This is a genomic window from Haloarcula laminariae (genome assembly GCF_025457605.1).
Lineage (GTDB): Archaea > Halobacteriota > Halobacteria > Halobacteriales > Haloarculaceae > Haloarcula > Haloarcula laminariae.
In genome coordinates this window covers 1,346,047-1,369,387 of sequence record NZ_JAMZFY010000001.1, presented here as the reverse complement: position 1 = coordinate 1,369,387, position 23,341 = coordinate 1,346,047, and the positions used below count along the sequence as shown (strand labels likewise).

Annotated in this window: 27 protein-coding genes; 9 read left to right on the top strand and 18 right to left on the bottom strand. The window is 66.4% G+C overall.

Annotated features, from left to right (window positions below; genetic code table 11):
* Positions 1-135: 135 nt before the first annotated feature.
* Positions 136-1,896, top strand: coding sequence for a sensor histidine kinase (locus NJQ98_RS07105; RefSeq protein ID WP_262177397.1), 1,761 nt, complete (start codon positions 136-138; stop codon positions 1,894-1,896).
* Positions 1,897-2,089: 193 nt separating this feature from the next.
* On the opposite strand, the gene NJQ98_RS07100 is transcribed toward NJQ98_RS07105, so the two are convergent.
* The 4 genes from NJQ98_RS07100 to NJQ98_RS07085 form a co-directional block, all read right to left on the bottom strand.
* Complete coding sequence (locus tag NJQ98_RS07100; RefSeq protein WP_262177396.1) at positions 2,090-2,263, bottom strand: hypothetical protein; 174 nt, start codon at positions 2,261-2,263, stop codon at positions 2,090-2,092.
* A 484-nt stretch (positions 2,264-2,747) separates the two neighbouring features.
* Positions 2,748-4,016, bottom strand: coding sequence for a site-specific integrase (locus NJQ98_RS07095; RefSeq protein WP_262177395.1), 1,269 nt, complete (start codon positions 4,014-4,016; stop codon positions 2,748-2,750).
* Between the two features lie 180 nt (positions 4,017-4,196).
* Positions 4,197-4,592, bottom strand: a complete 396-nt coding sequence (locus NJQ98_RS07090) for a DUF7970 domain-containing protein (RefSeq protein ID WP_262177394.1) — start codon at positions 4,590-4,592, stop codon at positions 4,197-4,199.
* Complete coding sequence (locus NJQ98_RS07085; RefSeq protein ID WP_262177392.1) at positions 4,589-5,458, bottom strand: ParA family protein; 870 nt, start codon at positions 5,456-5,458, stop codon at positions 4,589-4,591. The genes NJQ98_RS07090 and NJQ98_RS07085 overlap by 4 nt, the downstream gene beginning before the upstream one ends.
* A 344-nt stretch (positions 5,459-5,802) precedes the next feature.
* On the opposite strand from NJQ98_RS07085, the gene NJQ98_RS07080 reads away from it, so the two are divergent.
* Entirely contained in the window at positions 5,803-5,925 is a 123-nt protein-coding gene (locus tag NJQ98_RS07080; RefSeq protein WP_262177391.1) for a hypothetical protein, read from the top strand.
* Positions 5,926-6,021: 96 nt separating this feature from the next.
* Here the strand turns inward: NJQ98_RS07080 and nirK are convergent, their stop codons facing one another.
* Together nirK and NJQ98_RS07070 are read right to left on the bottom strand one after the other, a co-directional pair.
* The gene (gene nirK / locus NJQ98_RS07075) at positions 6,022-7,107 is read right to left on the bottom strand and encodes a copper-containing nitrite reductase (protein ID WP_262177390.1); all 1,086 of its coding nucleotides are present in this window, start codon (positions 7,105-7,107) and stop codon (positions 6,022-6,024) included.
* Between the two features lie 120 nt (positions 7,108-7,227).
* Positions 7,228-8,595, bottom strand: a complete 1,368-nt coding sequence (locus NJQ98_RS07070; protein WP_262177389.1) for a heme-copper oxidase family protein — start codon at positions 8,593-8,595, stop codon at positions 7,228-7,230.
* 180 nt (positions 8,596-8,775) lie between these two features.
* Between NJQ98_RS07070 and NJQ98_RS07065 the strand changes: the two genes are divergently transcribed.
* From NJQ98_RS07065 to NJQ98_RS07055, 3 genes are all read left to right on the top strand, one after another.
* Positions 8,776-9,864, top strand: coding sequence for a radical SAM protein (locus NJQ98_RS07065; protein WP_262177387.1), 1,089 nt, complete (start codon positions 8,776-8,778; stop codon positions 9,862-9,864).
* Between the two features lie 65 nt (positions 9,865-9,929).
* A complete protein-coding gene (locus tag NJQ98_RS07060) occupies positions 9,930-10,199 on the top strand; it encodes a DUF2249 domain-containing protein (protein WP_262177384.1) in 270 nt (89 codons plus the stop codon).
* Positions 10,196-10,441: a hypothetical protein gene (locus NJQ98_RS07055; RefSeq protein WP_262177382.1), complete on the top strand. Its 246-nt coding sequence runs from the start codon at positions 10,196-10,198 to the stop codon at positions 10,439-10,441. Before NJQ98_RS07060 ends, NJQ98_RS07055 begins: the two co-directional genes overlap by 4 nt.
* Here the strand turns inward: NJQ98_RS07055 and NJQ98_RS07050 are convergent.
* From NJQ98_RS07050 to NJQ98_RS07040, 3 genes are read right to left on the bottom strand one after another with little or no spacing between them, the layout of a single operon-like run.
* Positions 10,438-10,725 carry a cupin domain-containing protein gene (locus tag NJQ98_RS07050; RefSeq protein ID WP_262177380.1) on the bottom strand — a complete coding sequence of 96 codons (288 nt, stop codon included), beginning with the start codon at positions 10,723-10,725 and terminating at the stop codon, positions 10,438-10,440. The genes NJQ98_RS07055 and NJQ98_RS07050 overlap by 4 nt on opposite strands.
* Positions 10,726-10,727: 2 nt before the next feature.
* On the bottom strand, positions 10,728-10,961 hold the full coding sequence (locus tag NJQ98_RS07045) for a DUF2249 domain-containing protein (protein ID WP_262177377.1): 234 nt from the start codon (positions 10,959-10,961) through the stop codon (positions 10,728-10,730).
* Positions 10,962-11,020: 59 nt separating this feature from the next.
* Entirely contained in the window at positions 11,021-11,389 is a 369-nt protein-coding gene (locus NJQ98_RS07040; protein ID WP_262177375.1) for a cupin domain-containing protein, read from the bottom strand.
* 87 nt (positions 11,390-11,476) lie between these two features.
* On the opposite strand from NJQ98_RS07040, the gene NJQ98_RS07035 reads away from it, so the two are divergent.
* Positions 11,477-11,995: a DUF7998 family protein gene (locus NJQ98_RS07035; RefSeq protein WP_262177373.1), complete on the top strand. Its 519-nt coding sequence runs from the start codon at positions 11,477-11,479 to the stop codon at positions 11,993-11,995.
* On the opposite strand, the gene NJQ98_RS07030 is transcribed toward NJQ98_RS07035, so the two are convergent.
* A complete protein-coding gene (locus tag NJQ98_RS07030; RefSeq protein WP_262177371.1) occupies positions 11,992-12,213 on the bottom strand; it encodes a DUF2249 domain-containing protein in 222 nt (73 codons plus the stop codon). The genes NJQ98_RS07035 and NJQ98_RS07030 overlap by 4 nt on opposite strands.
* A 53-nt stretch (positions 12,214-12,266) precedes the next feature.
* Positions 12,267-12,917 carry a helix-turn-helix domain-containing protein gene (locus tag NJQ98_RS07025; protein WP_262177368.1) on the bottom strand — a complete coding sequence of 217 codons (651 nt, stop codon included), beginning with the start codon at positions 12,915-12,917 and terminating at the stop codon, positions 12,267-12,269.
* Positions 12,918-13,024: 107 nt separating this feature from the next.
* On the opposite strand from NJQ98_RS07025, the gene NJQ98_RS07020 reads away from it, so the two are divergent.
* Both NJQ98_RS07020 and NJQ98_RS07015 read left to right on the top strand, forming a co-directional pair.
* Positions 13,025-13,438, top strand: coding sequence for an SRPBCC family protein (locus NJQ98_RS07020; protein WP_262177366.1), 414 nt, complete (start codon positions 13,025-13,027; stop codon positions 13,436-13,438).
* A 52-nt stretch (positions 13,439-13,490) separates the two neighbouring features.
* Entirely contained in the window at positions 13,491-13,796 is a 306-nt protein-coding gene (locus NJQ98_RS07015; RefSeq protein WP_262178769.1) for a CGCGG family putative rSAM-modified RiPP protein, read from the top strand.
* A 138-nt stretch (positions 13,797-13,934) separates the two neighbouring features.
* Here NJQ98_RS07015 and NJQ98_RS07010 read toward each other — a convergent pair whose 3' ends face one another.
* The 4 genes from NJQ98_RS07010 to NJQ98_RS06995 form a co-directional block, all read right to left on the bottom strand.
* Positions 13,935-14,507: a plastocyanin/azurin family copper-binding protein gene (locus NJQ98_RS07010; protein ID WP_262177364.1), complete on the bottom strand. Its 573-nt coding sequence runs from the start codon at positions 14,505-14,507 to the stop codon at positions 13,935-13,937.
* Positions 14,508-14,774: 267 nt separating this feature from the next.
* On the bottom strand, positions 14,775-15,935 hold the full coding sequence (locus NJQ98_RS07005; protein ID WP_262177361.1) for a multicopper oxidase domain-containing protein: 1,161 nt from the start codon (positions 15,933-15,935) through the stop codon (positions 14,775-14,777).
* Between the two features lie 440 nt (positions 15,936-16,375).
* On the bottom strand, positions 16,376-18,661 hold the full coding sequence (locus NJQ98_RS07000) for a nitric-oxide reductase large subunit (RefSeq protein ID WP_262177358.1): 2,286 nt from the start codon (positions 18,659-18,661) through the stop codon (positions 16,376-16,378).
* 161 nt (positions 18,662-18,822) lie between these two features.
* Entirely contained in the window at positions 18,823-19,329 is a 507-nt protein-coding gene (locus NJQ98_RS06995) for a universal stress protein (protein ID WP_262177355.1), read from the bottom strand.
* Between the two features lie 267 nt (positions 19,330-19,596).
* Here NJQ98_RS06995 and NJQ98_RS06990 point away from each other — a divergent pair, with 267 nt between their 5' ends.
* Positions 19,597-19,881, top strand: a complete 285-nt coding sequence (locus NJQ98_RS06990; protein ID WP_262177352.1) for an amphi-Trp domain-containing protein — start codon at positions 19,597-19,599, stop codon at positions 19,879-19,881.
* Positions 19,882-19,914: 33 nt separating this feature from the next.
* Here the strand turns inward: NJQ98_RS06990 and NJQ98_RS06985 are convergent, their stop codons facing one another.
* The 3 genes from NJQ98_RS06985 to NJQ98_RS06975 form a co-directional block, all read right to left on the bottom strand.
* The gene (locus NJQ98_RS06985) at positions 19,915-20,505 is read right to left on the bottom strand and encodes a metal-dependent hydrolase (protein ID WP_262177348.1); all 591 of its coding nucleotides are present in this window, start codon (positions 20,503-20,505) and stop codon (positions 19,915-19,917) included.
* Positions 20,505-21,668 (bottom strand): DUF1616 domain-containing protein, encoded by a 1,164-nt coding sequence (locus NJQ98_RS06980; RefSeq protein WP_262177346.1) that lies wholly within the window; start codon positions 21,666-21,668, stop codon positions 20,505-20,507. Before NJQ98_RS06980 ends, NJQ98_RS06985 begins: the two co-directional genes overlap by 1 nt.
* 156 nt (positions 21,669-21,824) lie before the next feature.
* Positions 21,825-23,288 (bottom strand): flippase, encoded by a 1,464-nt coding sequence (locus tag NJQ98_RS06975; protein ID WP_262177343.1) that lies wholly within the window; start codon positions 23,286-23,288, stop codon positions 21,825-21,827.
* Between the last annotated feature and the right edge of the window lie 53 nt (positions 23,289-23,341).

Sequence of the window (23,341 nt, the reverse complement as noted above, 5' to 3'; positions counted from 1 at the left end):
CGGAGTGGAACCACTCAGTGAGCGGCTCAGTTTTCCGGCTCGTCCGCTGGCGCTGCCAGTGTGGATATCGGGACAACGGGCCCCTAACCGCGTTTAGACAGGAGTTATACATACCGAGTCGACATAGGTAGACGAATGAACGTCTGGGGACTCGACTGGGTCGGCGTCGTTGTACTCGTCGGAACTGTCGGTGCCGGCGTCCTCAACGTCCTGCTGGCAGCGGTCGCCACACGCAGGGACATCCGGATAGCTCGCGTGTTCCGGTGGCTCACTGCCGCAAACGGGGGTCTCTGTCTCTCGACCGGCATGATGTACGTGAGCCCCCCAGGGTTGGTCATGGAGGTTGCCAATCGGGTCGCTACTGGCTTTCTCGTTACCAGCGGCGTCGTGTTCGTGCTCTTTGCCATCGTCTACGCCGGGTACGACGGCTGGCTGACCCGCCGCCGGGTCGGGCTCATCGCCGCCTTACCGGTCGGGTATCTGCTACTCCTGGTGACGAACCCGCTACACGGGTTGGCGCTCTCGACGGTCCGAACGCTCTCGTACCACGGGCTGTCGGTCGCTGACGCCCCGCGGACGCCGCTCGTGGACGTGGTGGCGCTGTACCTGTTCGCACTCAGTGTCGTATCGGTCGGCTTGCTGGTGCGTTTCTACGCGGTGACGCGGACCGCCTACCGGAAGCAGACGGCGGTCGTCATCTTCGGGGCCGTCGTGATACCGGCCGCGTCGTTCCTCCACGTCGGCGGTGTGATCACCCCCGTGGACCCGACACCGATTATGAGCGGGCTGACCGCCGTCCTCGTCTGGGTCGCCCTGTTTCGCTACGATTTCCTGGACGTGGTACCGCTGGCGGCGGACCTCCTCATCGAGGAGATGGAAGACGCCGTCATCGTCGTCGATTCCGAGGGGACGGTGCGGGACGCGAACGCGGCGGCCGTGTCCCTGTTTTCGGCCCCGGGGGACGAGCCGGCGGACGAGCAAGCGTACATCGGGCGCCCGCTCGAAGACGTGTTCCCGGCACTGGCCGAGCGAGGGACCGAGGACCACATCAGCCGCCCGGCCGCCGACGGTGACGAGGAGCGGACGTTCGACGTGACGGAGACACCGCTGCGGGACCAGTTCGATATCCGCCGTGGCTCGTTGCTCGTGCTGCGGGACGTGACCGAAGCGGTCCGTCGGCGGGCCGAAATCGAACGGCAAAACGAGTACCTCAACGAGTTCGCATCCGTGGTGAGCCACGACCTCCGGAACCCCCTCGGGGTCGCGAAAGGGTTCACGGAGCTCGTTCGGGAGGGCGGCGACCCCGCGAAACTCGAACGGGTGGTCGACGCGCTCGACCGGATGGACGCCCTCATCGACGACCTCCTGACGCTGGCGAGAGAGGGCCGCGACCTCTCCGACGTGGGGACGGTCTCGCTGGCTACCGTCGCCAACGACGCGTGGCGGAACGTCGAGAGCGAGGGGACGCTCACAGTCGGGGAGGTGGGCGTGATACAAGCCGACGCGAACCGCCTCCAGCAGCTGCTGGAGAACCTGTTTCGGAACGCCGTGGAACATGGGTCCGCGGGCTCTGATCCGCGAGCGCGGCAGGACGCCGTCGAACACGGCTCACCGGACTCGGACACCGACGGGGCGGGAGTGGCGATTACCGTGGGCGGCCTACCGGACGGGTTCTACGTGGCCGACGACGGCCCCGGCATCCCCGAGGGGGAGCGTGAGAACGTCTTCGAGACCGGCTATACCACCTCGGAGTCGGGCACTGGGTTCGGCCTGGATATCGTCCGGCGAGTCGCGTCGGCCCACGGCTGGACGGTCCATCTCACCGACGGAGACGACGGCGGCGCACGGTTCGAGTTCACGGGGGTCGAACGGCCGGCCGACGATACGGTCGAGTAGCGGGTCGAGGCAAGCCGTCCGGGGAGTTCCGGCTCGCGCGTTGGTTACAGACCCGGTCGAATCCCCGTGCCGTGACCGGCCAAACGCGCTGGTGGATGTCCTCGAAGAGGGTATCCAGCGTGGCCGGGTCAAGAGACTGCCGTAGCCGAACACGGTGAGTCACGAGCGGGAGTCATTGACTGGCGAGAGTCGCTCACCGGTTGGGCGGCCAGTTGCAGCGGGCACAGCGGCTCCCCTCGCTGCGGTCGACGTGGTCGCGTATCGTCGCCCACGACCCCTCGATGCGCTCGCCGTCCGGGTCGCTGCCACAGCCGCGGCTCCCGGTGAGATGCCATATGCCGGACTGGGGGGTCTGGACTGCGTGCATAGTGACGTAGTCGGCGTGGGCCCGTATCAGTGTGACGAGCCATCGGCGCCCCGAGACTCGAACGTGCAGCTCGACCGGTGAAACGCCGGGACGGGTCCGCTCGGCCCTTGCAGGTGCCGCTCCCGGGAGACGCGTGACGAGGTGCTGTTACAGCCCACAGTTTCGGGAAAGGGAAAGCAAGAGGCCGGGCGTGGGCAACGCCCGGCCGGGAGAGTGCGGGGCCCGGGCCCACTGTCAGTAGGGTCGGTGGGGTGGGTGGAAGGAGTGACGCAAGCGGGGACCGGGTCCCACTTGACCAATCATGAATCAACTGTAATAAATCTTTTATTTCGTCGCGAGTAGCGCCTGATACCGACCGTCGTCGGCGGGGACACAGCCGGGTTGAACAGCGTGACCGTCAGTATACGGCCCCAACGGCAGGTGTTCGCTCAGCCGGTCCGAGAGCGCAACCTCGCTACCTCGGTCGCCCCTGCGTTCGCACCGCTCACGCCGTTGGGTTCTCGAACGCGCCCGCGAGCTTGTCGCGCATGAACTCCCGACGGAGTTCCCGTCGGCGGTCCTCGGACAGATAGTCGTCCCAGACGACAGCGGCCGACGCGCTGCCCTGTTCCTCGGCCACCTCCTGAATCTGATGTTCGACCAGCTCCTCGACCGTCGAGGAGTACCGGTCGTACCAGAACCGGCGGGCCATCTGGGGGACGGGCCGGTGGCCGTCGATGGTTTCGGGGAGCGCCGCCCGGTCCGCGAGGTCGGCGAACCAGTTTCGGATAGTGCCGCCAGTGCGGTGGCCGCTCGACGAGCGCGGCGACGGGAACAGGTATCCGTTCCACTCCGCGTCGTCGGCGAACTCCGCGATTCTGGCTTCGGCGATGTCCCGACCGTAAATCAGGGCGACGGAGCCGGGGCCGTTCTTGCGGCTCCGGAACTCGATGCGCGGCGCGTCGTCGTCAAGCACGAGCTGGTCGGCGTGCAGCGCCGCAACCTCGCCCGAGCGGAGGCCCCACCCACACAGCGCCACCACGAGCAGCTGCTCGCGCGTGTCCCTGGCGGCGGCAAACAGCGCCGCGACGTGTTCCGAATCCAGTGGCGGGTTCGACGTCGTCCCGGCATCGTCGCCGCTCCAGTTGTAGTCCAGTCCGTCCGTCGGGTTCAGCGCGGCCTCTCGCCGGCTCACCAGGGTCGTGTACCAGTCCGACACCGTGATGTAGACGCGGCGGAGGGTTTCGCGGGCGACCTCCGCGTCCAGCGCGTCGAACGTCGCCCAGCAGGCGTCGACGGCCTCGTGTGCCGGGACATCGGACTCTCTGGCGACCGGCGAGAGGAGGTCAGCGCTGTCGTTGATTTCGGCGTAGGTACGCACGTACCGTGCCAACCGACTCCGGTGGGCGTCGACGGTGGCGTCGCTCCAGGACTTGCGCTGTCGTTGCCGGTCGAGATACCGTTCCAGCGCGCTAGTCGTGTCGCCGTCGTCGATTTCCCAGTCGAATCCGTCGGCACCGAGACCCAGGTCCCGCTCGCAGAACTCGGTGACCGTCGTATCGTGGTACTCCTGGAGCGCGTAGATAAACCGGCGGAACCCGTGTTCGTTGAGCCACGCGTAGGTCGGTTGCTCGGTCTCGGGGTCGAGGCCATCGGCCCGCATCGCGGGCGCGATGACATCGAGATAGGCATCGACCAGGCCCTCGCGGTCCAGCAGCGTCCAGGAAGGCTCGTCCCGGTCTGCGAGTGAATCTGAATCAGCCGATTTCGGCATTGGCAGCTATACAGTTGGCTCTCAAATAACTCTGTTGGCTGTTGTGACTCCTACAGTCTCCACAACCAACCCCGAAGCATACGCTCGGCGCATCAAATCCGATAAATCGTATCCCGCTATATAGAATCGGGGCGATGGCGACAAGTCGGCCCTATGGACGAACGAAGCGCTCGCGGGGGTTTAGCGACCGTAGCCCCACTCTTCGAGGAGGTCGGTGACGTCGTCGATCTGTTGCAGTCCGACGATGATGGCGGCTTCGCGGAGGTCGGCCTTCTTGACCGTCTCCCCCAGTGCCGACTCGACGTCGGACCTCGCCCGGCGCTGGGTATCGAGCGTCGACTGCTGTAGGTGGAGCTGGACCGTCTTCTCCCGACCGTCTGTGATGCTCGACCGGTCGAAAATCCAGGGGAGCTCCGACCTCGTGCTGTAGCTCTCCTGGGTCGTCTCCCGCTCCGGCTCGCTCGTGGAGAGCGTCGACGATTCCGTCACGTCGGACGACGGCGCCTCGGCTTCGGTGTCGCTGTCGCCGCCGCCGAGCGGGTCGTCGTCGCTCGCACCGCTCTTGAACCCCGTCATGCCGGCTCCTCCAGCGCTCCCGGTTCGGGCGCGTTCGGCGCTTCGATACCGAGTTCGCTCTCGAGGAACCTGGCGATGCGGTCCAATTGGGCCAGCGTCTCGACCTCGTAGTCCCTGCGGCGACTGCGGTGTTCCTGCACGTATCTGAACGCCGAACACTGCTGTTTCCAGCAGCCCTCCATGAGGGAAGTTCGGTCCCCGATGACCTCCGGCGTCGGGAACTCGATGTCCGCCAGCATCTCCCGTTGGTCGGACGTGTTCTTGACACCGTTCGGGATGGCACCGAGCACCCCGACCTCGATGTTCAGCTGGTCGGCGAAGTTGGTGGCAAGCTCCGCAAGCCCCTCGACTGAGGCCTGTCCCTTCCACGAGGGTTCGACGGGGATGACGAGGTTCCGGGTGGCATAGATCGCGTTGTAGAGGTGGTCGGACTCGGTCGCCGGCGGGTCACAGAGGAGGACGTCGTAGCGGTCACCGACGCCGCCCTCGCGGAGGACGCGCTGTAACTGCGCGTAGATGTTGTACGCGTCACCGAGGTCCTCGGCCTTCGATTGCTCGCGTGCCAGATGGTCCGAAAGGTCCGAGAGCATGTTGTGTTCGGGGACGACATCGACGCCTTCCGCGGTTCGAATCAGGTCTTCGAACGGCCCACGAGGGCTGTTGACCATGTGTCTCACGAGGTTATCCGCACTGCTGTCCGCTCGGTCCGAATCGACGCCGAGCAATCGTGAGAGGTCCCCGTCCTGTGGGTCCAGGGGAACGACGAGGGGTTTGAGTCCCGCGCGAGCGTGCGCGACGGCCAGGTTCGCTGTCAGCGACGTTTTGCCGACGCCGCCGGCCTCTGAGTAAACTGTATAACTCAGCATAGTCACGTATGCAACTTTCTTGGATAAGAATCTTCGTCAGACAACAAACCTAACTTAGACATCTAAGACAGCCATCTAAGACAACTACCAAAGACAGTTACCCAAGACACGTATCCAAGATAGTTACCTGAGTAAATTGCCTATGAAACCCACGAGAGTGAGTTATCTAATCCAGTTTCCCAAGGGAGATAGATGCCGCTCATCGGTAAGAGAGCAATCAGAGCCTCGATTCGCGAAGAAATCCGAACAGGACCGTCACCGACCAACGGAGTCGGCGTCGGAACGAGTTCGGTGTTCCCGACACGTAGCGAAACGTTCAGGCGACAGTAGGTAATACGGGAAGTATGGGAGACTCCGACACCGACGACTCGTTCCCGTGGTTCCTCAAAGTGATTATCGGTGTCGCGTTGCTGGTCGTGCTTTTCATCATCGGCGTCGACCTGCTCACCTTCATCGCGGCCTGGTGACTGAGCGTCGGCCGACAGAGGATGGCATGGTCGGGGTCACGGTGGACCCGTCAAATCAGTGCTATCCCCGGCGATGTGGAGCGGCGTGTCGCTCGCTCAGGGGTCGGGGTCGAAGACCTCGGTGTTCTCCTCGCCTTCGCGAGAGATGACCGCCAGCGCACCCTTCCGGGCGACCCGGGAGAGCGCGTGGTCGACCAGCTTGATGTTGCCTGGCACTTCAGCGTGGAGCGTGGTGATGGCACACGACCCCGGTTTGACCGGCGTCGTCTGGACGAATCGGTGGGGGTCGCTCGCAATGGACCCCTGTGGGTACACCTCGTCCCACACCGAGCCGATGGGGTGGAAGCTGGAGTCGAGGTTCGGCCCGCCGGTGACGAAGTAGACGCGGGCGTCCTCACCCACGTTGACGGTTGGCGAGCCGTATTTGTCGGGCGTGATGGCGGTTTTCTCCCCGTTGATGAGGACGTAGGTCGGCTCCTCGGCGGCCATCGCGTCCATGTCGAAGTCGTGATGGCCCTTCTCGCCGGTGTCGCCGGTCGTGTACAGCTCCTGCTGGCCGAAGTAGAACTCGTGGTCCACCTCGGGCAGGCCGTCCTCGGGTTCGACGAGGATCATCCCGAACATCCCCGAGGAGATATGGTAGTCCATGTTGGGGACGGCGCAGTGGTAGATGAACGCGCCGGGGTAGGTGGCCTTGAACTGGAAGGTCGCCGTCTCGCCGGGCGCGACCGTGGAGTCCTCGGCCCCGCCGCCTGGCCCCCGAACGGCGTGGAGGTCGATGTTGTGGGGCATCACGTTGCTCTCGTCGTTCGTGATGGTCAGCTCCACCGTGTCCCCTCGGCGGACGCGTATCATCGGCCCCGGAATCTGCCCGTCGAAGGTCATGTACTCGTAGGTGACACCGGGCTCTATCTCCGCGACCTGCTCGTGGGTCGTCATCTCGACCTCGATGGTTTCCGACGTGTCCCGGTCTATCGGGTCCGGAATATCGGTCGGGTCGGCGGCGACACGGTCGACGTCGGTGCTCTGTGCGGCGTTCGCACTCGGAGTCTGTGGCGTCGACGTGGTCTGCTGTTCGGGCGTGGCCTCGGGACTGGAACTGCTGCAGCCTGCCAGCAGGACACTTCCAGCACCGAGCGCCTGTAGGACGCGCCGCCGAGTTGGCTCTGGTATCGTTGACATTGGGTAATCACCACGGAGCGCTCTCCGTCGTACACCTGTATGTTTGCACCACAGTGCCATAGGGTGTGAAGGAGTTTCCCAACCCCCGAGAAGGGCACGCGAAGATGTTCTACCCCCGGTTTATACATCCGAGGGGGAGCTGTCGTCCTCGGCGACTGGCTCCGGTCGCGGGCTGAGCGACCCCAGGAGGACTCTGTCGAACGGGTCCGGTCCGTGTTCGTGAACGACCAGCAGCATGTTCGCCGCGAACGCAGCGATACTCAGACCCACCATGACGCCGCCGACCGCGACGACAGGCGACGGAAGTCCGAGCCACGCCGCGCCGACGAGACAGACAGCGCCGCCGACCCAGAGCGCCCCGTCTGCGGCGGCGAGCCGGTCGTCGTACAGGTCGTCTATCATCGGCACCGCTTCGAACCCGAGGCGGTCGCTGTACCGCTCGACCCAGATGATAAACGGGACGATGTGATACAGCGTCCCGACGAGCACCGTGCCGACGACGCCGAGTGCGAGCAGGTGGACCGAGCCGCTCGCGCCGAACAGGTGGGCGCCGGCGGTCGGGGCCGATATCCAGGCCGGGACAGCCGACACCGCCCACGCCACGAGTGCGACGGTAACGACGCCGTAGCGGGTGTGCATCGGCTCCCACTCGACCTGCATCTCGAACAGCCGCCGGCCGAGGACGGCGCTCATCGCGAGCGCGGCCGCGACTACTAGCAGCCCCCCGAGCCTCGCGACGGGGACGGAACCAACGAGCCGGCCGCCGGCCAGCAGGACGACGCCGAGCGGGTGGGCGGCGGCTTCGACCGACTGCAGGGAGTGGTCGACGCCGTGGAGGTCGCTCTGCGTGAACATCGTCCCTAGCTGGTAGAGTGCGCCGTATATCGTCGTCAGCACGGCACCGAAGACGGCTAGTGTCGCGTGTGCCTGTCTGAGGTGCGCGTGGTCGACCGGTAGCGACGCCGTGAACGGATGGGTGAAATCGACGGCGAGTCCGAGCCCGAACAGCGTGAGCAGACAGAAGAACCCCAGCGCGTAGCCGAAGTGTCGCTCGGTCACGTCGTACTCCTCGACGGTAGCGAGGGTCCGCAGGATGTTGTACGCGAACGTCCAGAACCCGAGGAGCAACAGGGCGCCGAAGGGGGCCAGCCACGCCATCGCGCCGAGCGTGAGCGCGGCGACGAAGCCGCTCAGGCCGGCGACGACGAGCGCCAGCTGGAAGCTCGCTAACCGCGGTGAGTACAGCGACGCGCCCGACCACACCGGTACAAACTGCGTCATCGCCCCCATGATGGTCACGCAGACCCAGCCGACGAGCAGCAGGTGGGCGTGGGCCAGGGAAGCGAGCCCGGGGACGACGCCGGCGACCTGGCCGATGCCGACGAGCGCACCAAGCGCGAGAAATCCCAGGCCGACGACGAAATGCCGCAGCGGGAGCGCCAGCGGGAGGTCGGTGTCCGTATCGAGACCGCCGGGGACGGCGCCCATGCTACACCACGCTCCGGTCCGGGACCGGTCGTCCCGGCCCCGGCGTGACAGTCAGATGTCTCACACTGGGTGGTAGCCGACGGGCCCTCCAGTAACCCCGTGCGAACATCTTCGGGCTGGTTCCCACCGAACGGGAACAGCGTGGCACCGATATGTCCGACAGACCGTTACCGTCCAGTCATGCGACCACCGACGGATACGGCCCAGCGGCCGATGGTCCTCATCTGGGAGGTCACACAGGCCTGCGAACTGGCGTGTGAACACTGCCGGGCCGACGCGAAACCGGGGCGTCACCCGGACGAGCTCTCGACGGCCGAGGGGAAGGCCCTGCTCGACGACGTTCGGGAGTTCTCCGAGAACCAGCTCGTCGTGCTCTCCGGCGGGGACCCGATGCAGCGACCGGACCTGGTCGAGCTCGTCGAGTACGGCACTGACATCGGGCTCACGATGACGCTGACGCCGAGCGGGACGAGCGCGCTGACCGCCGACAGCATCGAGGCGCTGGCGGAAGCCGGGCTCAGCCGTATGGCGGTGAGTCTCGACGGGGCCACGGCCGGCGCTCACGACGAGTTCCGCGGCGAGCGGGGGAGCTTCGAGGAGACGCTGCGAGCGGCCCGGGCGGCGACACAGGCGGGACTCCCGCTGCAGATCAACACGACAGTCTGTGACGGGACCGTCGACGACCTGCCGGCTATCGCCGACCTGGTCGAGGACCTCGGCGCCGTCCTCTGGAGCGTCTTCTTCCTCGTCCCCGTCGGTCGCGGGCGGATACTCGACCCGGTCTCGCCCGGGCGGACCGAGGACGTGATGACCTGGCTCCACGACATCCGGCCGGACGTGCCCTTCGGCATCAAGACGACCGAGGCCCCACACTACCGGCGTGTCGGCTTGGAAGCGCGCGAGCAGCCGACGGACGACCAGCCGCCGGGGGCGAAGCGCCGCGGCGGTATCATCGCCGGGGACGGGTTCGCGTTCGTGAGCCACACCGGCGACGTCTACCCGTCGGGGTTCCTCCCGAAAGCCGCCGGCAACGTCCGCACCGACGACGTGGTCGACGTGTACCGCAATTCCGACCTGTTCGAGGCCCTCCGGGACCGCAGCCGGCTCACGGGGAAGTGCGGCGCCTGCGAGTACCGACACGTCTGTGGCGGGAGCCGGTCCCGCGCCTACGCCACGACCGGCGACCCGCTGGCGAGTGACCCCCTCTGTGCGCACGTCCCGGAGGGGTGGGACGCGGAGTCCGGGCAGTCAGACGTCGCGAGCGACTGAGGGGCGGGCGACCCCTGAACATGTTCGGGAAAACTGTCGCCCCCCTGTACGGTGTATCGGTTTCCATGGGAGAGCTAGACGGTTCATTGCTGCACCGGACTGACGCGCCGACCGACGCGCCGGTCGAAACGCTCGACGTGCGCCAGTTGGGCCCGCCCAAACCGCTCCGGAAGACGCTGGAACTGCTGCCGGAGCTGGACGACGAGACGGTGCTGGTACAGTACAACGACCGCGCGCCACAGCACCTCTACCCGAAACTCGACGACCGCGGGTACAGCTACGAGACGGTCACGCAGACGGGCGTGACGACGACGGTCATCTGGGCCGAGGAATGACGGACTCGAACGGGCTGGAGCGGCCCGCGGACGCCGACGCGGTTCGGGACGAACAGGTCGAGCGCGCGCTCGGCCGCCTGGCCAACTGCGGAGAGCTCACGCCCGAACAGCGGGCGACCGTCGAGCAGTTGGCCGACCGCCTCACCGGCGAGCTCCTCGAGCTGTTCGAGACGGACGAGGCGGCCACCAAGGGCCCGGATGCCGGTGAAAGCGAGCCAGAGATACTGCTGTGTTCGGACTAGCTTTTCGCGAGCGTCACGAGCGCCCGCGACGCCGTCGTGGCGTAGGGCGAGATGTCGCAGTCGCCGTCGAACCGGACTAGCTCGCCGGCCTGCAGGGTCTCGGTCTCGTCGTCGAGCGTCAGTTCGATCTCCCCCGAGAGGACCTGAAAGACGACGGCCCGTTCGGGGTGGGAGTGGGGTGGGACTCGCTCCTCGGCCGCCAGTGAGAGGAGGACGGTTCGGGGCTCGCCCTCGAAGAGGGACTGACGGCCCGCCTCGTCGGCGTCGACCGTGGCTCGTTCCACCGTCACTGTTTCGGGAGCGTCGCCACGAACTCGTTTACGCCCTGGCGCTCACAGCGGTAGTTCTCGGCGTCGAAGGCCTCGACCTCGGCCTGGAACTCGTAGAACAGCGGCTGAGGGTCGTGGTCGTTGACGATTTCGAGCCGTTCACCGCTCGCCAGGTCCTCGAACGCCGAGTGAATCTTCGGGTGTCGCTCCGAGGGCGGCACGTCGCGTAAATCGAGTGTCTCTGCTGGCATACATCGGTGATACTCCGCCACCGACCGAGGGCCTTCGTGCGAACACGTTCGGGTTGCGCTCACTCGGGCTCGAACGTCCCCTCGGCGAGCCCCCGGCGGACGGGCTCGTGGGCCGCCTCGCCCGGCGGCGGGGCGGTGACGAGCGTGGCTTCGAGTTCCGTCTCGGCGCGGACCCCGCGGGCTTCGCCGGCCGGCACCACGACGACCGACCCCGGTTCGACCTCGTGGCTCCGGTCGCCCTCGCGGACGATACCGGACCCCTCGCGGACGGTGATGGCCACGTCGCTGTCGGGCGCGTGGACCGGGATGAACTGCCCCGGTTCGAAGTACCCGAGCACGACTTTCTGTGCGTCCGATTCGTGGAGGACCCGCGCGCGAAACCGGTCGGAGTCGTACTCGCGCTCGCTGTCGAAGTCTGTCGCGACCATGGTGTCCCGTCGTCGGCCGAACGGCTCCCTGTTGTGCCGAACACGTTCGGGAGTGCGGATAGACTCGTCGCTACCATACTTACAGCCATGAACGTCCCGAACCCGTTCTCGGCCGAGGGCGGCGACACGTTCGACACGTACGACGAGTTCGTGCCCGACTCCGCGCCCGAGCCGGGCCCGTTCATCGCCGACCACGACGTGCTGACCGGGGCGGACCACCTCGCCACCCACCGGCTCGCCCGCTCGCTGTTCGAGGAGCGCGGGGTGTACGACATGACCTTCGGATACAATCTGGCGCGGCTCAACGTCGACCGCCGCCACCCGGACGCCGGGTTCCGGTACGCCCGGGAGGCGGACGACGGCGCCGTCCTCCGGGCGGAGTTCACGCCCACGACCGAGTTCTGCCCGCAGAGCGACACCCTAACCGTCGGTGCGATGCGGGCGTTCAACGGCGAGGCCCACCGCCACGAGTACGACCTCGTCCGCGTCCGCGTCTCACCCATGCACCAGGAGGCTATCGCTATCAACGGGAAGCTCAAACGGCAGGAAGCGGCGCTGCGGGACGGTGAAGAAATCTCAGCCGGTCCCGCCGGCGGCTCGTTCTAATCGGCGTGTCGAATCCTGACGCGCCACTCCTCGGGCGTGACCTGTTCGCTCTCGTACTCGAAGCCGCGGGTCGTCAACACGTCGTACAGCGGCTCCGGCTCGAAGCTGTTGACCAGTTCCAGCGTCGCCCCCTCGTCGAGTTCATCCAGGGCGGCGACGATGTCACCGAACGGCTCGCCCTCGACCTCGCGCACGTCCAGTACGGTATCTGCCGTCATATACAGCGTATTGTCGGTGTCGCCGAGTAGCGATTGTCCCGAACACGTTCGGCTCACACCGCCGAGATGTCGCCGACTATCTCGCGCTGTACGTACTCCTTGATTATCGCTTCCTCGGCCCGGTGGAGGGTGTTCGAGCAGGTGGACTTCGCGATGTCAATGCGGTCGGCGAGCTCGGTCAGCGAACACTGGCGGGGCGTGTCGTAGTACCCCGCGTCGACCGCCGCCTCGACGACCTCCTGTTGGCGGTCGGTCAACAGCCGCTCCCGGTCCGGCTCCTGACGGATGTACTCCACCGAGAAGTCGATACCGAACTCGTCCAGTTGGCCGCCCAGCTCGGAGAGCTGTTCGGTCGGGGCCGTCACCGTCCACGTGACCTCGCCGTCCCTGATGTCGAACGGCATTTCCAGGGGGACGTTCGAGCCGCGGGCCGGCAGGAGCAGGAGGGGGTCCGACGTCTCAAACTGCACCAGCGCCTCGTCGTCGCGCCGCTGGAGCGTCTCGATGTCGGTGACGTCGTCCTGCTCGGCCATCGCAGTCACGACGCCCTCCGCCGTGGGGCCGGTCATCTCCACCAGTCCGACGCCCGACAGCCCGTCCGGGATGGCCGCGAGCACGCGGATGCGGGTCTCCGGAAAGCGCCGAGTAATCTCACCGAGCCACGCCTCCTCCGGCACAGTGAGTCGGAGTTTCGCGTTTGGCATATGTGTCCGTTGTCGGTCCGCAATACCGTCAATGTTCCCGAACATGTTCGCCGATAACGCCCCACCCATCCGGAACATTGGCCCACCTAGGGGTACTACACCCAGCTATGGAGACTGTCACAGTCACCGAGACGCTCGACGACGACATCGACCGCATCAGAGACGCGGTAACGGATATCGGCCCGTTCATGCGCGCCGCCGACTTCGACGACGTGGTTGTCGACGGCGACATCGTTCGAATCACCAATCACGTCGGGCTCGCCACCATCGAGCTGGAACTGGAAATCGTGGCGGACAGCGACGCGGTCCTCACCTACGAGCAGCGGGACGGCATCTTCGAGGAGATGGTCACCCGGTACACGCTGACGGAGACCGACGAAGGTGTCGAAATCGAGGCCACCACGGAGTTCGCGGTCCAGGCGAAGCTCATCGGCCCGGTGCTGGACGCGACAGTGGTCTCCCGCCAGCGCCGGCTCGAACTGCGGTCCCAGTTCGAGTATCTCGAATCGCTCTCGGAGTGATGAGAACATGTTCGGCACGCGGACTACACCGCCGCGGCCGGAACTAGACCACATGACCGCTCACTCCCACGAATCGGCCGAGCCGGTTACTGACCGCACCCACGACAACTCGTGGTCGGCGAACCTGGAGAAACCTCAGCACGCCGACGACGAGGAACTTGTCCTCTCACAAGCGGAAGAGGCCATCGAACGGACGGTGCCGGGGAACCACGTCAACCTCGTCACCCACGCGAACCACGGTCACCCCGAGAGCTATCTGTTCCCGCACCTCGACGACGCCTACGGCGACGACGTCGACGTCGAGTACGTCCAGCAGTGTGGCTGTGGCGGCCACGTCACCCGCGTCCAGGTCCGCTGAACGCGGGTCCGGCGAAAATATCGCTTCTTGCGGCGGTCCGTCTCTCCTGCTGACCTCGCGGCGCCGAACCGCTCGGTTTCGGCGTCACTACCCGGGAACGTGAACTGACAGCGACCGATTGGAAGGCTACGGCAAGCCCTAGAAGTCCGAGTAGGCGACGCTGCCCGAGTCGACGATAGTCTGGCTCTCGGGGACGTCACCGTCCGGCGGCATGCTCCCCTCGGCGGGGCCGCCCGGTTCCCCGACGACGATCCGGCCGACCATCCCCAGCGACTTGTGGGGGCCACAGAAGTAGTCGTACGTCCCGGAGGTCTCGAAGGTGTGCTCGAAGGTCCCGCCCGACTCGGTGAGAATCGAGCTCTCCCAGGAGTCGGCGCCATCGGGGATGCGGGTCGTCGACGCCTGCCCGACCCCGTCTTTGTACGCCAGCGAGGAGTGGCTGCCGCTCTCGTTGACGAACGTGACCGTGGTCCCCGGTTCGACGGCGAGGCCGATCGGGTCGAAGTAATACTCCCCGCCCTCCGTGATCATCTGGACGGTCGTTCCGTCGACGGAGCCGGACGGCGAACTAGAGGAATCGGACTGTGAATCGGTGGACTGCGGGGTGTCCTCACCCGCGGTATCGTCGGACCCGCCGCTACAGCCGGCCATTCCGACGAGTCCAGCAGTCAGTGCGGCGCCGCTCGTTTTCAGGAGTTGTCTCCGTTCCATATGTTCATTACAGGGTCCGTAATTGTGAGCCCATTCCCGAACACGTTCGTATATATTGCGTGACATCGCGTCCTAGGCACTACCACGCCCGGCCTTGGCGTCGAGAGCGGATTCGCAGTAAGCTCCCCGGATAGGTCCTCACAGTCGTCTAGGGAGTGGTTTCTGACAGTACCAGACGGAAGACAGCACCGCGGAAAAGCGGGACGGCCAGTGATGTGAGCGCGCCGAGCGGAAAACGACGGCTGTCAGGCGACCCGGTGCAGCTAGCTACTGATCGTAGCCCGCGTAGTCCATGAGCTGCTGGAAAACGTCCGTGTCCATGACGGATTTGTACACGACGCCGGTGAGCATCCCGCCGGGATAGAACGAGCCGTTCATGACGTGGTTGACTTTGTGGCAGTGCATGAGGTAGACGCCGGGGTCCGCATCGGCCGTGAACTCTATCGTGTGCCGCTCTGCGGGGGCGATGTTCGTCACGTCCATGTCGTGTCGGGCGGCCTGCGGAATCGTCCCGCCGTCCTTCTCGACGCGCTGGAAGCGGTGGTTGTGAATGTGCATCGGGTGGGACATGTACCCGCCGTTGACGAGGTGGACGCGAACGGTATCACCCTCCTCGACGATTATCGGTGAGCCCTGCTCGGGGTGGAGCGTCCGGGGCGCGCTCTTGCCGTTGACCGTGAAGACGTCGGGGTTTCGGCTGGACGTGTCGTAGGTGAAGTCCGACTCGCCGGCCCACTTCTTCGGGACACGGGAGTCCCAGTCCTTGATTGTGAGGAAGTACTCGCGGTCGGCCGGCTCGTAGCCTTCGGGGTCGACCCGGTAGATGCCGTACATCCCCATGTCGATGTGACGCTGGGTCTGGAAGTGGCAGTGATAGAAGTGCGTGCCGGGGACGTTGGCCGGAATCTCGTACGTGTGTGACTCGCCCGGCGGGACCTCGATGCCCGTCGTCGTCGGGACGCCGTCGTTCTCCCAGGTCTTCTGGACGCCGTGGAAGTGAATCGTGTGTGCCCGGCGCCCGTCACTGTTGTCGAGGGTGACCTCCATGTCGTTGCCCTCCGTCGTCCGGAGAATCGGGCCCGGAACGCTCGGGTCGTTGTCGTCGGCCTGCCACGCCCAGACCCGCGGGAACTCGACGGGGCCGCCCATCGTATCGAGCGGGTGGACATCGTGTCGAGCCTGCTGGGTCCGCATCGTCACCTCGCCGCCCTGCTCGTCGACGTTGACGACCGACGGCGGGCTGGTGGTAGGGAGGTCCTCGGCGTCAGACTGCGACTGCGGCGGCGTGCCCGTGGCCGTGGTCGTCGCCGGTCCGTCAGATCCACCCGTCGAACAGCCCGCTATCGCCGAAAGGCCGGTTGCACCGGTGGCCGTGAGAAACTCTCGCCGCGATAGCCCCGTTCCAGGAGCCCCGAAACGTTTGGTCATGATACGTACTACGCTTCGTCGTGGCCCGGTATAGGGGGACCGCGGATTCTTACTTCGCGGGATAGTATGCGAACATGTTAGGCGACAGCCGGATGGGTGCCAGCGGATAACTCTCGGAGTTCCCCGTCTGGTACCACGGGGAGAGTCAACGAGGGCGAACGGGTAGCCCATCCGTCGCCGCATCGACGTGCGCAGCTACCCACGGGCACCCCGCGAGCCCCGCGGTTCGAGAAAGAAGTACCGCCGGTCGGGCAGGCGACCTCGATACGGCATCGTCGCCTGCTTCGTTCGTCTCCGGCACCACGAGCGTCGCGAGAAAACGATGGAGTCCGCAAGTCCGCCCCTCGGTCGCGTCGGCCGCGACAGCCACGGAACGCGGCTGTCACAACGGGGGGGCGTTCGTCACCCCGGCGACACCGAAAGTCCGCGCGTCAACGGTCTCAGTCGTCGTCGAGTACGCCCTCCGCCACCGCCATGTCGTCGACCGCCGGCTCGTCCTCGGACCGGCGGAGGACGAACCGCTTGCGGACGAGGTCCGCGGCGTACAGCGCCGTGCCGACGATGATGAGCGTGTCACCGGGGAGGCGCGCCCAGAAGAGGTTCTGGACGATGGGCTGGTTGTAGAAGGCGAGGCTTCGCCCGACGGCGTAGCTCTCCGTGAACACCGCCTCCAGCTGGAGGAACCCGACCGGGAGGACGGATACGAACACCATCAGTGCGAGGCCGACGTTCCAACACCAGAACGCCGCCCGGAGCCACGAGCCGTCCCAGCGGCCCGGTTTGATGGATATCTGTAGCATGTAGGTGACCATCCCCAGCGCGAGGAAGCCAAAGGCGCCGAACATCGCCGCGTGGGCGTGGCCGACCGTGAGGTAGGTCCCGTGCTCGTAGTAGTTGATGAGCGGGAGGTTGATGAAGAAGCCCAGCACCCCGGCGCCGACGAAGTTCCAGACGCCGCTGGCGATGATGAACATGAACGGCAGCCGGTACGGGAAGCTCCCGCCCTCGTTCATCGCCTGGTACTGGCCCAGCGCCTCGTAGAGGATGAACACCAGCGGGATGAGCTCTAGCGTCGAGAAGACGCTCCCGATGGGCACCCACATATCGGGCATCCCGACCCACCAGTAGTGGTGTGAGACGCCGATGACGCCGGTGCTCATCACCAGCAGCGCCTGCAGCATGACCGCCTTCTCGGCGCTCCGGCGGCTCAGCAGGTTCATCGACACCAGCGTCAGGCCGATGATGGCGACGATGAAGAACTCGAAGGCGCCCTCGACCCACATGTGGACGACCCACCAGCGCCAGAACTCCGTCACCGCGATGTTGGTCGTCGGGGTGAAGAAGAACCCCGCGGTGAACAGCAGGGCGATGGAGCCGCCGGCGTACAGTATCATGTGCGCGAGGCCGTACGGCGGTTCCTTGTCCAGCAGCGGTTTGAGCCCGCGGACGGCGAGGGCCGCCCAGAGCCCGAAGCCGACCAGCAGGCCGCCCTGCCAGACCTTCCCGACTTCGAGGTACTCCAGGCCCTCGTTGCCCAGCAGCCACCACAGGTTTCCGTCGAAGTAGCCGTTCGCGCCGAGCCAGATACCGCCCAGCCCGCCGACGGTGACCACGACGATAGCGCCGAGCAGCCCGTCGACGAGCGTGGACTGGTGTTTCGGTTCGTGACCGGTCAAAAGCGGCGGGAGGAACAGCCCCGCGCCGAGCCACGTCGCGGCTATCCAGAGGATGCCCAGGTCGATGTGCCACGTCTTGGCCATCGCGAAGGGCAGTATCTGGAGGATGTGGACGCCGAATATCTCCTCGACGCCGAAGAAGCCGGCCCGTTCGATGTAGAAGTGCGCGAGCAACCCGCCCAGCAACACCTGTGCCAGGAACAACCCGGCCGCGACCGGTACGAACCGCAGTGCGGACCGCTGGCTGGGGAAGACGCTCACGTCACCCGGCTCCGGCACCGAGAGCCCCTCTGCCGACGGCTCGGGGAGTCGGACGGAGTTGTACAGCCAGATGCCGAACCCGGCGCCCGCGACCAGCAACACCATCGCGATGACGCTCCAGGTCATCGCCGCGCCGGTGGCGTCGTTGCCGGCACCGGGCGCGTAGGGCCAATCGTTCGTGTAGGAGTGGTCACCCGCCGGTCGGTCGGTGTGGGAGAACCACGCCGTCCACATGGCGAAGTCGGCGAACTGGCGGGCCTCCTCCTCGTTGTCGATCATGTCTACGGGGACGCCGCGTTCGTGGCTCCCCTCGTGGTACCGCTGGACGTACTCCTCGCGGACCTGGTTGTGGGCGAACAGCTCCGCCTGCGAGTACTGGATGTTCCCGCCGTCGTAGCTGTCGTCCATGTCGGACTTGACGACGTCGGCGATAGCGGCTTGCTCCTCGGACGGGAGGTTCTCGTACGTATCGCCGTACCGCTGTTCGGCGTAGTACGTCCGCATGAACTGGGTCTTCAGTTCGAGCGCGTCGGCGGTGTAGTCCTCGCCGTAGTACGCGCCGTTCCCGAGAATAGACCCGTGATTCATCAGCCCGTCACGCTGGAAGGCCTTCTTCCCGTCCCTGATGTCCTCGCCCGTGGCGACGGTCTGGCCGTCCGGACCGACCATCTTGTCCGGAATCGGCGGGGCCTCCTGATATGCGAACCACGCTCCTGCGCCCATCACGACGAGATTGAAGATGAAGGCCGCCGCGATGACCTTCGCAATCGTCCTGCGCTGTAGCTCCATATGGGGAGGTGCACCCTGGAAGGGGTAAACCGAATTCCCGAACATGTTACCCAACCTCCGCTCCACTGGCGAGGGAGCTACATCGGGCGGGCCCCGCCAGGGCGCGACCGGCGGCAGGCGACCCGTCACCGTGTTACCGCTCGAACGACGTGTCGTTGCCGCTACGTCTCCGCCGCGCGGACGGTGAGGACCGGGGCGTCGGCGGTCCGGACCACTTTTTCGGTGACGCTCCCGAGGAGATAGCGGTCCACGCCGGTCCGCCCGTGGGTCCCCATCACGACCAGGTCTGCGCCCTCCTCGTCGGCGTAGGCGAGGATGCGTTCGTAGGCGTTCCCGCTGCGGACCGCCGTTTCGACGGTCACGTCGTCACCGACCGAATCGGCGACCCCCGAGACGACGGTCTCGCCGTGTTCGACGATAGCGCCAACCCGTTCGGAGTCCTCGTTCGTCATCCCCGAGGACTGGGTCTCGTCGTGCTCGCCGACCATGTCGGACTGTTCGATGTCGTCGTGTTCCCCGTGGACCAGCCCCGAGGGACCGAAGTCGTCCCGGGCGACGAACAGCACGTGCAACGCCGCGTCGTACTGCCTGGCGTGGTCGACGGCGTGGTCCAGCGCCGCAGCTGCGGCCTCGCTACCGTCGGTTGGGAAGAGGATGGTCTCGTACATGGGCCTCCAACGTAGATGTTGGCTCGCCGAGGTTGTAAAATTGCTGTCCATATGCTCGCGAATGTAACGAGGATTGAGAGGCGGGGCCCGACAAAACGGTCGTTCTCTCCCACGACAAACCCCGGCGAATATATCCCGAGCGCAGTCGCGACGGCGGTATCTACGGTGGATAGCCGGGCCTGCAGTGTCGGACTTGCGGGGTCGGCGACACCGGTCGTCGACCGCCGGAATCGAAAGCGATGTACGCTCTCGCGCGGAGTGGACGGTATGGCAGACCATGACAGCGAGCGCTCGGTCATCCGCCCGGGCCGGGAGTTCGAGCAGGAGTACCGACTGGACGCGAGCGAGGCCGGCGAGTTCCTCATCGCTATCGGCGAACAGCTGCGCGACGGCGACGAACTCACTATCGTCGACGACGAGTGGGAACTCCCCTTCGCCTTCGGCGAGCCGGTCGAACTGGAGATTGACTTCGAGGGGATGGGCGAGCCGGAACTCGAAATCGAGATAGAGCTGCCCGGCCGCACTGACGAGCGCGCGCCCAGCGTCGAGTGAGTCCCCGCGGGGTCGGTAATCGGAGGCCGGCAGTTACCGCTGTTGGGCGACAGTACGGCGCAGCCAGTCGTAGCCGTCCCGGAAGACCGGCATCCCGTCGTAGACCCACAGCGCGAACGTGAGCCCCCACAGCGAGAGGAGCGCGAGCAGCTGGCCCGAGAGCTCGCCGGCCAGAATCGTCGCGCCGATGTCCTGGACGTACGGGCCGACGTTGCTCATGAACTCCCGGACGAAGCTGTCGCTCCGGCCGCCGCCGCCCTCCGTGACCGGCCAGAGCAGCGTCGATATCTCCAGGCGGCCGGTGTCGAGAAACTCCGGCAGCAGGTCGCCCGGGAGATGCAACAGATAGCCGGTAGCAAACGCCAGCCCGAGCCGCGGTCGTCCCCGCCGGGCAGCGGCCGCGACGGCGGCGGCCGAGAGGGGAACGGCGACGAACACGGAGTGGGCAAGCGTCCGCCCGCCGAACAGGCCGAACTGCCAGGCCAGCGGCTTGTCGACCAGGTCCGGGAGCAACGCGCCGAACGCGACCAGCGCCGTCTCCCTGGTGGAAGGGGCGGCCCTGGCGAGCGCGTGTGAGGTGAGCGAGAACGCGATGTAACCGACCACCGCGTGGGTCCAGGGCATCACGACGAGGGCGCTCCCGTCGTGGCGGTTCCGGGCTCGCCCGCCCCCGGGCTCGTCTGGTTCGCGGTGTCGTCCGGTAGAACGGTCACCGCTCCGGTTCCGGGTTCGCTCGCTCCCGGACCCGTCTGGTCCGTGGTATCGTCCGGTAGAACAGTCACCGTTCCGGTTCCGACATCGACCCACAGATGGACGGAGCGGTAGGCGTTCTCGGCAGTGGGCGAGTCCGGAACCGGCCCCATATAGAGGAGGAAGACCAGCCGGCGGTCGTCGCCGGTGAGCCGGTTGGAGACAGTCAGGTTTCGGTTCAGGTGTCGGGTCTCGGTGGGCCCGAGCGTCGCGGAGAACCGGTCGACGGTTTCGCGTTCGGCGACGGCCGACCCGTCGGCACCGCCCGCGCGGCGCTGGAGCTGGACAACGACGGAGTAGTCGATGCGGTCGCGCTCGTAGTTCTCGATGCCGACCCACATCGGCTCGGGCTCGCCGGGCGTAACCGTCTCAGGGTAGTCCGAAAACGAGAGGTTCCCCTCGCCGTCCTCGGTCGTGACGTAGAACTCGGTGTACCGCTCGCCGTCCGGCGGGGCCGCGACGGCGAACGCCGACGTGCCGAGCGCGAGCACGACGACGGCGACGAGACCGACGTTCAGGGCGGCCTCGAACCGGCTGTCGGCGGCCCCCGTGAGCCGCGTACGGGCGGCGAACCAGCGCCCGACGGGGACGCGAAACCGCTGTCCCCGGGGGAGCCGAAACCGGCGGACGGCCGCGACCGGTGTCAGGAGCGCCGTCCAGAGGGTGAGCGTCACCGTGACCGGGACGGCGGCGAAGGCGTACCGCGAGACCATCAGCCCGAACACGAGCAGCGGAACGAGCGCGATACTGAGCGCGAACGAGAGCGCGGCGCGTTCGAGGCCGTCGATACTCCGCTCCGGTCGCGATTTGTCGAACAGTGAAACCGAGCCGTCGGTCGGTGACTGCCCGGCCTCGGGGAACAGCGCGGCGAGCAACACGTACCCCGGGACGAACAACACGAGAACAGTCCCGAGAGCGACGCGGACGGCGGCCCCGCCGGTCACCGGTCGGAAGACCACCAGATTCAGCAGGGCGACGAGCCCGACGATAGCGACCAGATCGACTCCGTCTCGTAGCGTAGATTGCACCTGTGTCATATCTTGCTGGCGTGACGACCCGCCCCGGCCACAGCGAAGCCACGGTTTCGAAACGCCACTCGTCTGTCGGTGACCCGGGTTTCCGTGGGCATAAAAAGAGAGCGGCTACCCCCGGTAAGCCGGCGCTACCGCCCGCGTGCGCGCCGACGCGGCCGGTCACGTCACGACGGCGACCACCTGTCGGGGTTCGAGTAGCCCGGTCGTCACGGACAGCACCGCCCACACGAGGACCCCGGCCCCGACGACGAGCGCGAGCGTGAGCCACCCCGAGATGTACCCCGAGAGCGCGAAGACGACCGCCGCCATCACAAGCGAGACCCCGACTATCTTGCCGGCCCGCCTGAGGAGAAAGCCGGCGCGGAGCTGGAACTCCTGGGCGGAGATGTAGACGTTCGTCGCGGTGTAGAGCCCGTGGGTGATGAGCGTCGCCAGCGCGGCGCCGGTCACGCCGAAGGGCTGGATGAGCGCCACGGTCAGACCGACGTTGAGCAGCGCCGTTATCACCCGCGCGACGGCGCGTTCCCGCGCCCGCCCGAGGTAGTCGAGGCCGTTGTCCGAGACCTTCGTTATCGCCTTCAGTATCACGTAGAGCCCGAGGACCTGTAAGACGGGGACGGCCCCGCTGTATTCCGCGCCGAACACGAGCGTGACGGTCGGCCGAGCCACGAGGACCAGTCCCACGCCGGCGGGCACGTACAGCAACAGCCCGTTCAGGAGGGCGTCCTCGTATATCCGGGACATCTGTTCGACGTTGCCGGCCGCCTTCTGGGCGCCGAAGGTCGGGGAGAGCGTAAAGCCAAGCGCCGACAGCGGGGTCTCCAGGAAGTTCACCACCTGTTCGGCGATGACGTAGAAGCTCACCGCCACGGGCGAGAGGAAGTAGCCGACGAGGAGCGTGTCGACCTGGTGGTCCAGATATCTCGACATGTTGGTCGCCGTCGTCGGTACGGCGTACTCGAAGATGCGGCGTCTGAGCCCGGGTTCGGGCCCGCTCCCGTCGGTGTCGTACTGCCGGAGCTGTCGGAGCAGATAGGCCGTCCCGAGCGCGGTGGTCAACAGCGCGCTGACCACGTAGCCCCAGAGCGCGCCGAGCGCGCCGAAGCCGGCGGCGACGAGGCCGAGCGCCAGCGCCACGCGGCTGAGACGGCCGACGCTCCCCATGACCGCGACGAACCGAATCGCCTCGAACCCCTGGAGGACCTTCTCGAGGAACGTGATAGCCATCCAGAGGACCACAAACAGCGACCCGACCAGCAGGAACGGCCGCAGGGCCGGTTCGTCGAACAGTGAGGCAATCTGGGTCGCCGACCCCGTCAGTACGAGCACCGCGACCAGCATGACCGCGACCAGGATGAGCGACGAGTCGCGGACGATATAGCGCAGCTGGGACCGGTCTTGCTCCCGGTACTCGGCGATGTACCGCCCCGCGGAGCGGCCGATACCTATCGTGACGAGCTGGAAGACGGTCACCACCGAGAGGGCCAGAAAGAGGAGCCCGTAGCCGTCGGGGTCGAGCAACCGCGCCAAACCGACCGTCAGCAGGGAGCCGCCGACGGCTCTGATTATCTTCCCCGCGAGCTGGGCCCTGAACCGGCCGGCGAGTTCGTCTCTCAGCCCCATTCGTTCCCGGGACGAGTGTGTGGGCGGTACGCTGGCTGGCCGCTGTCGATACC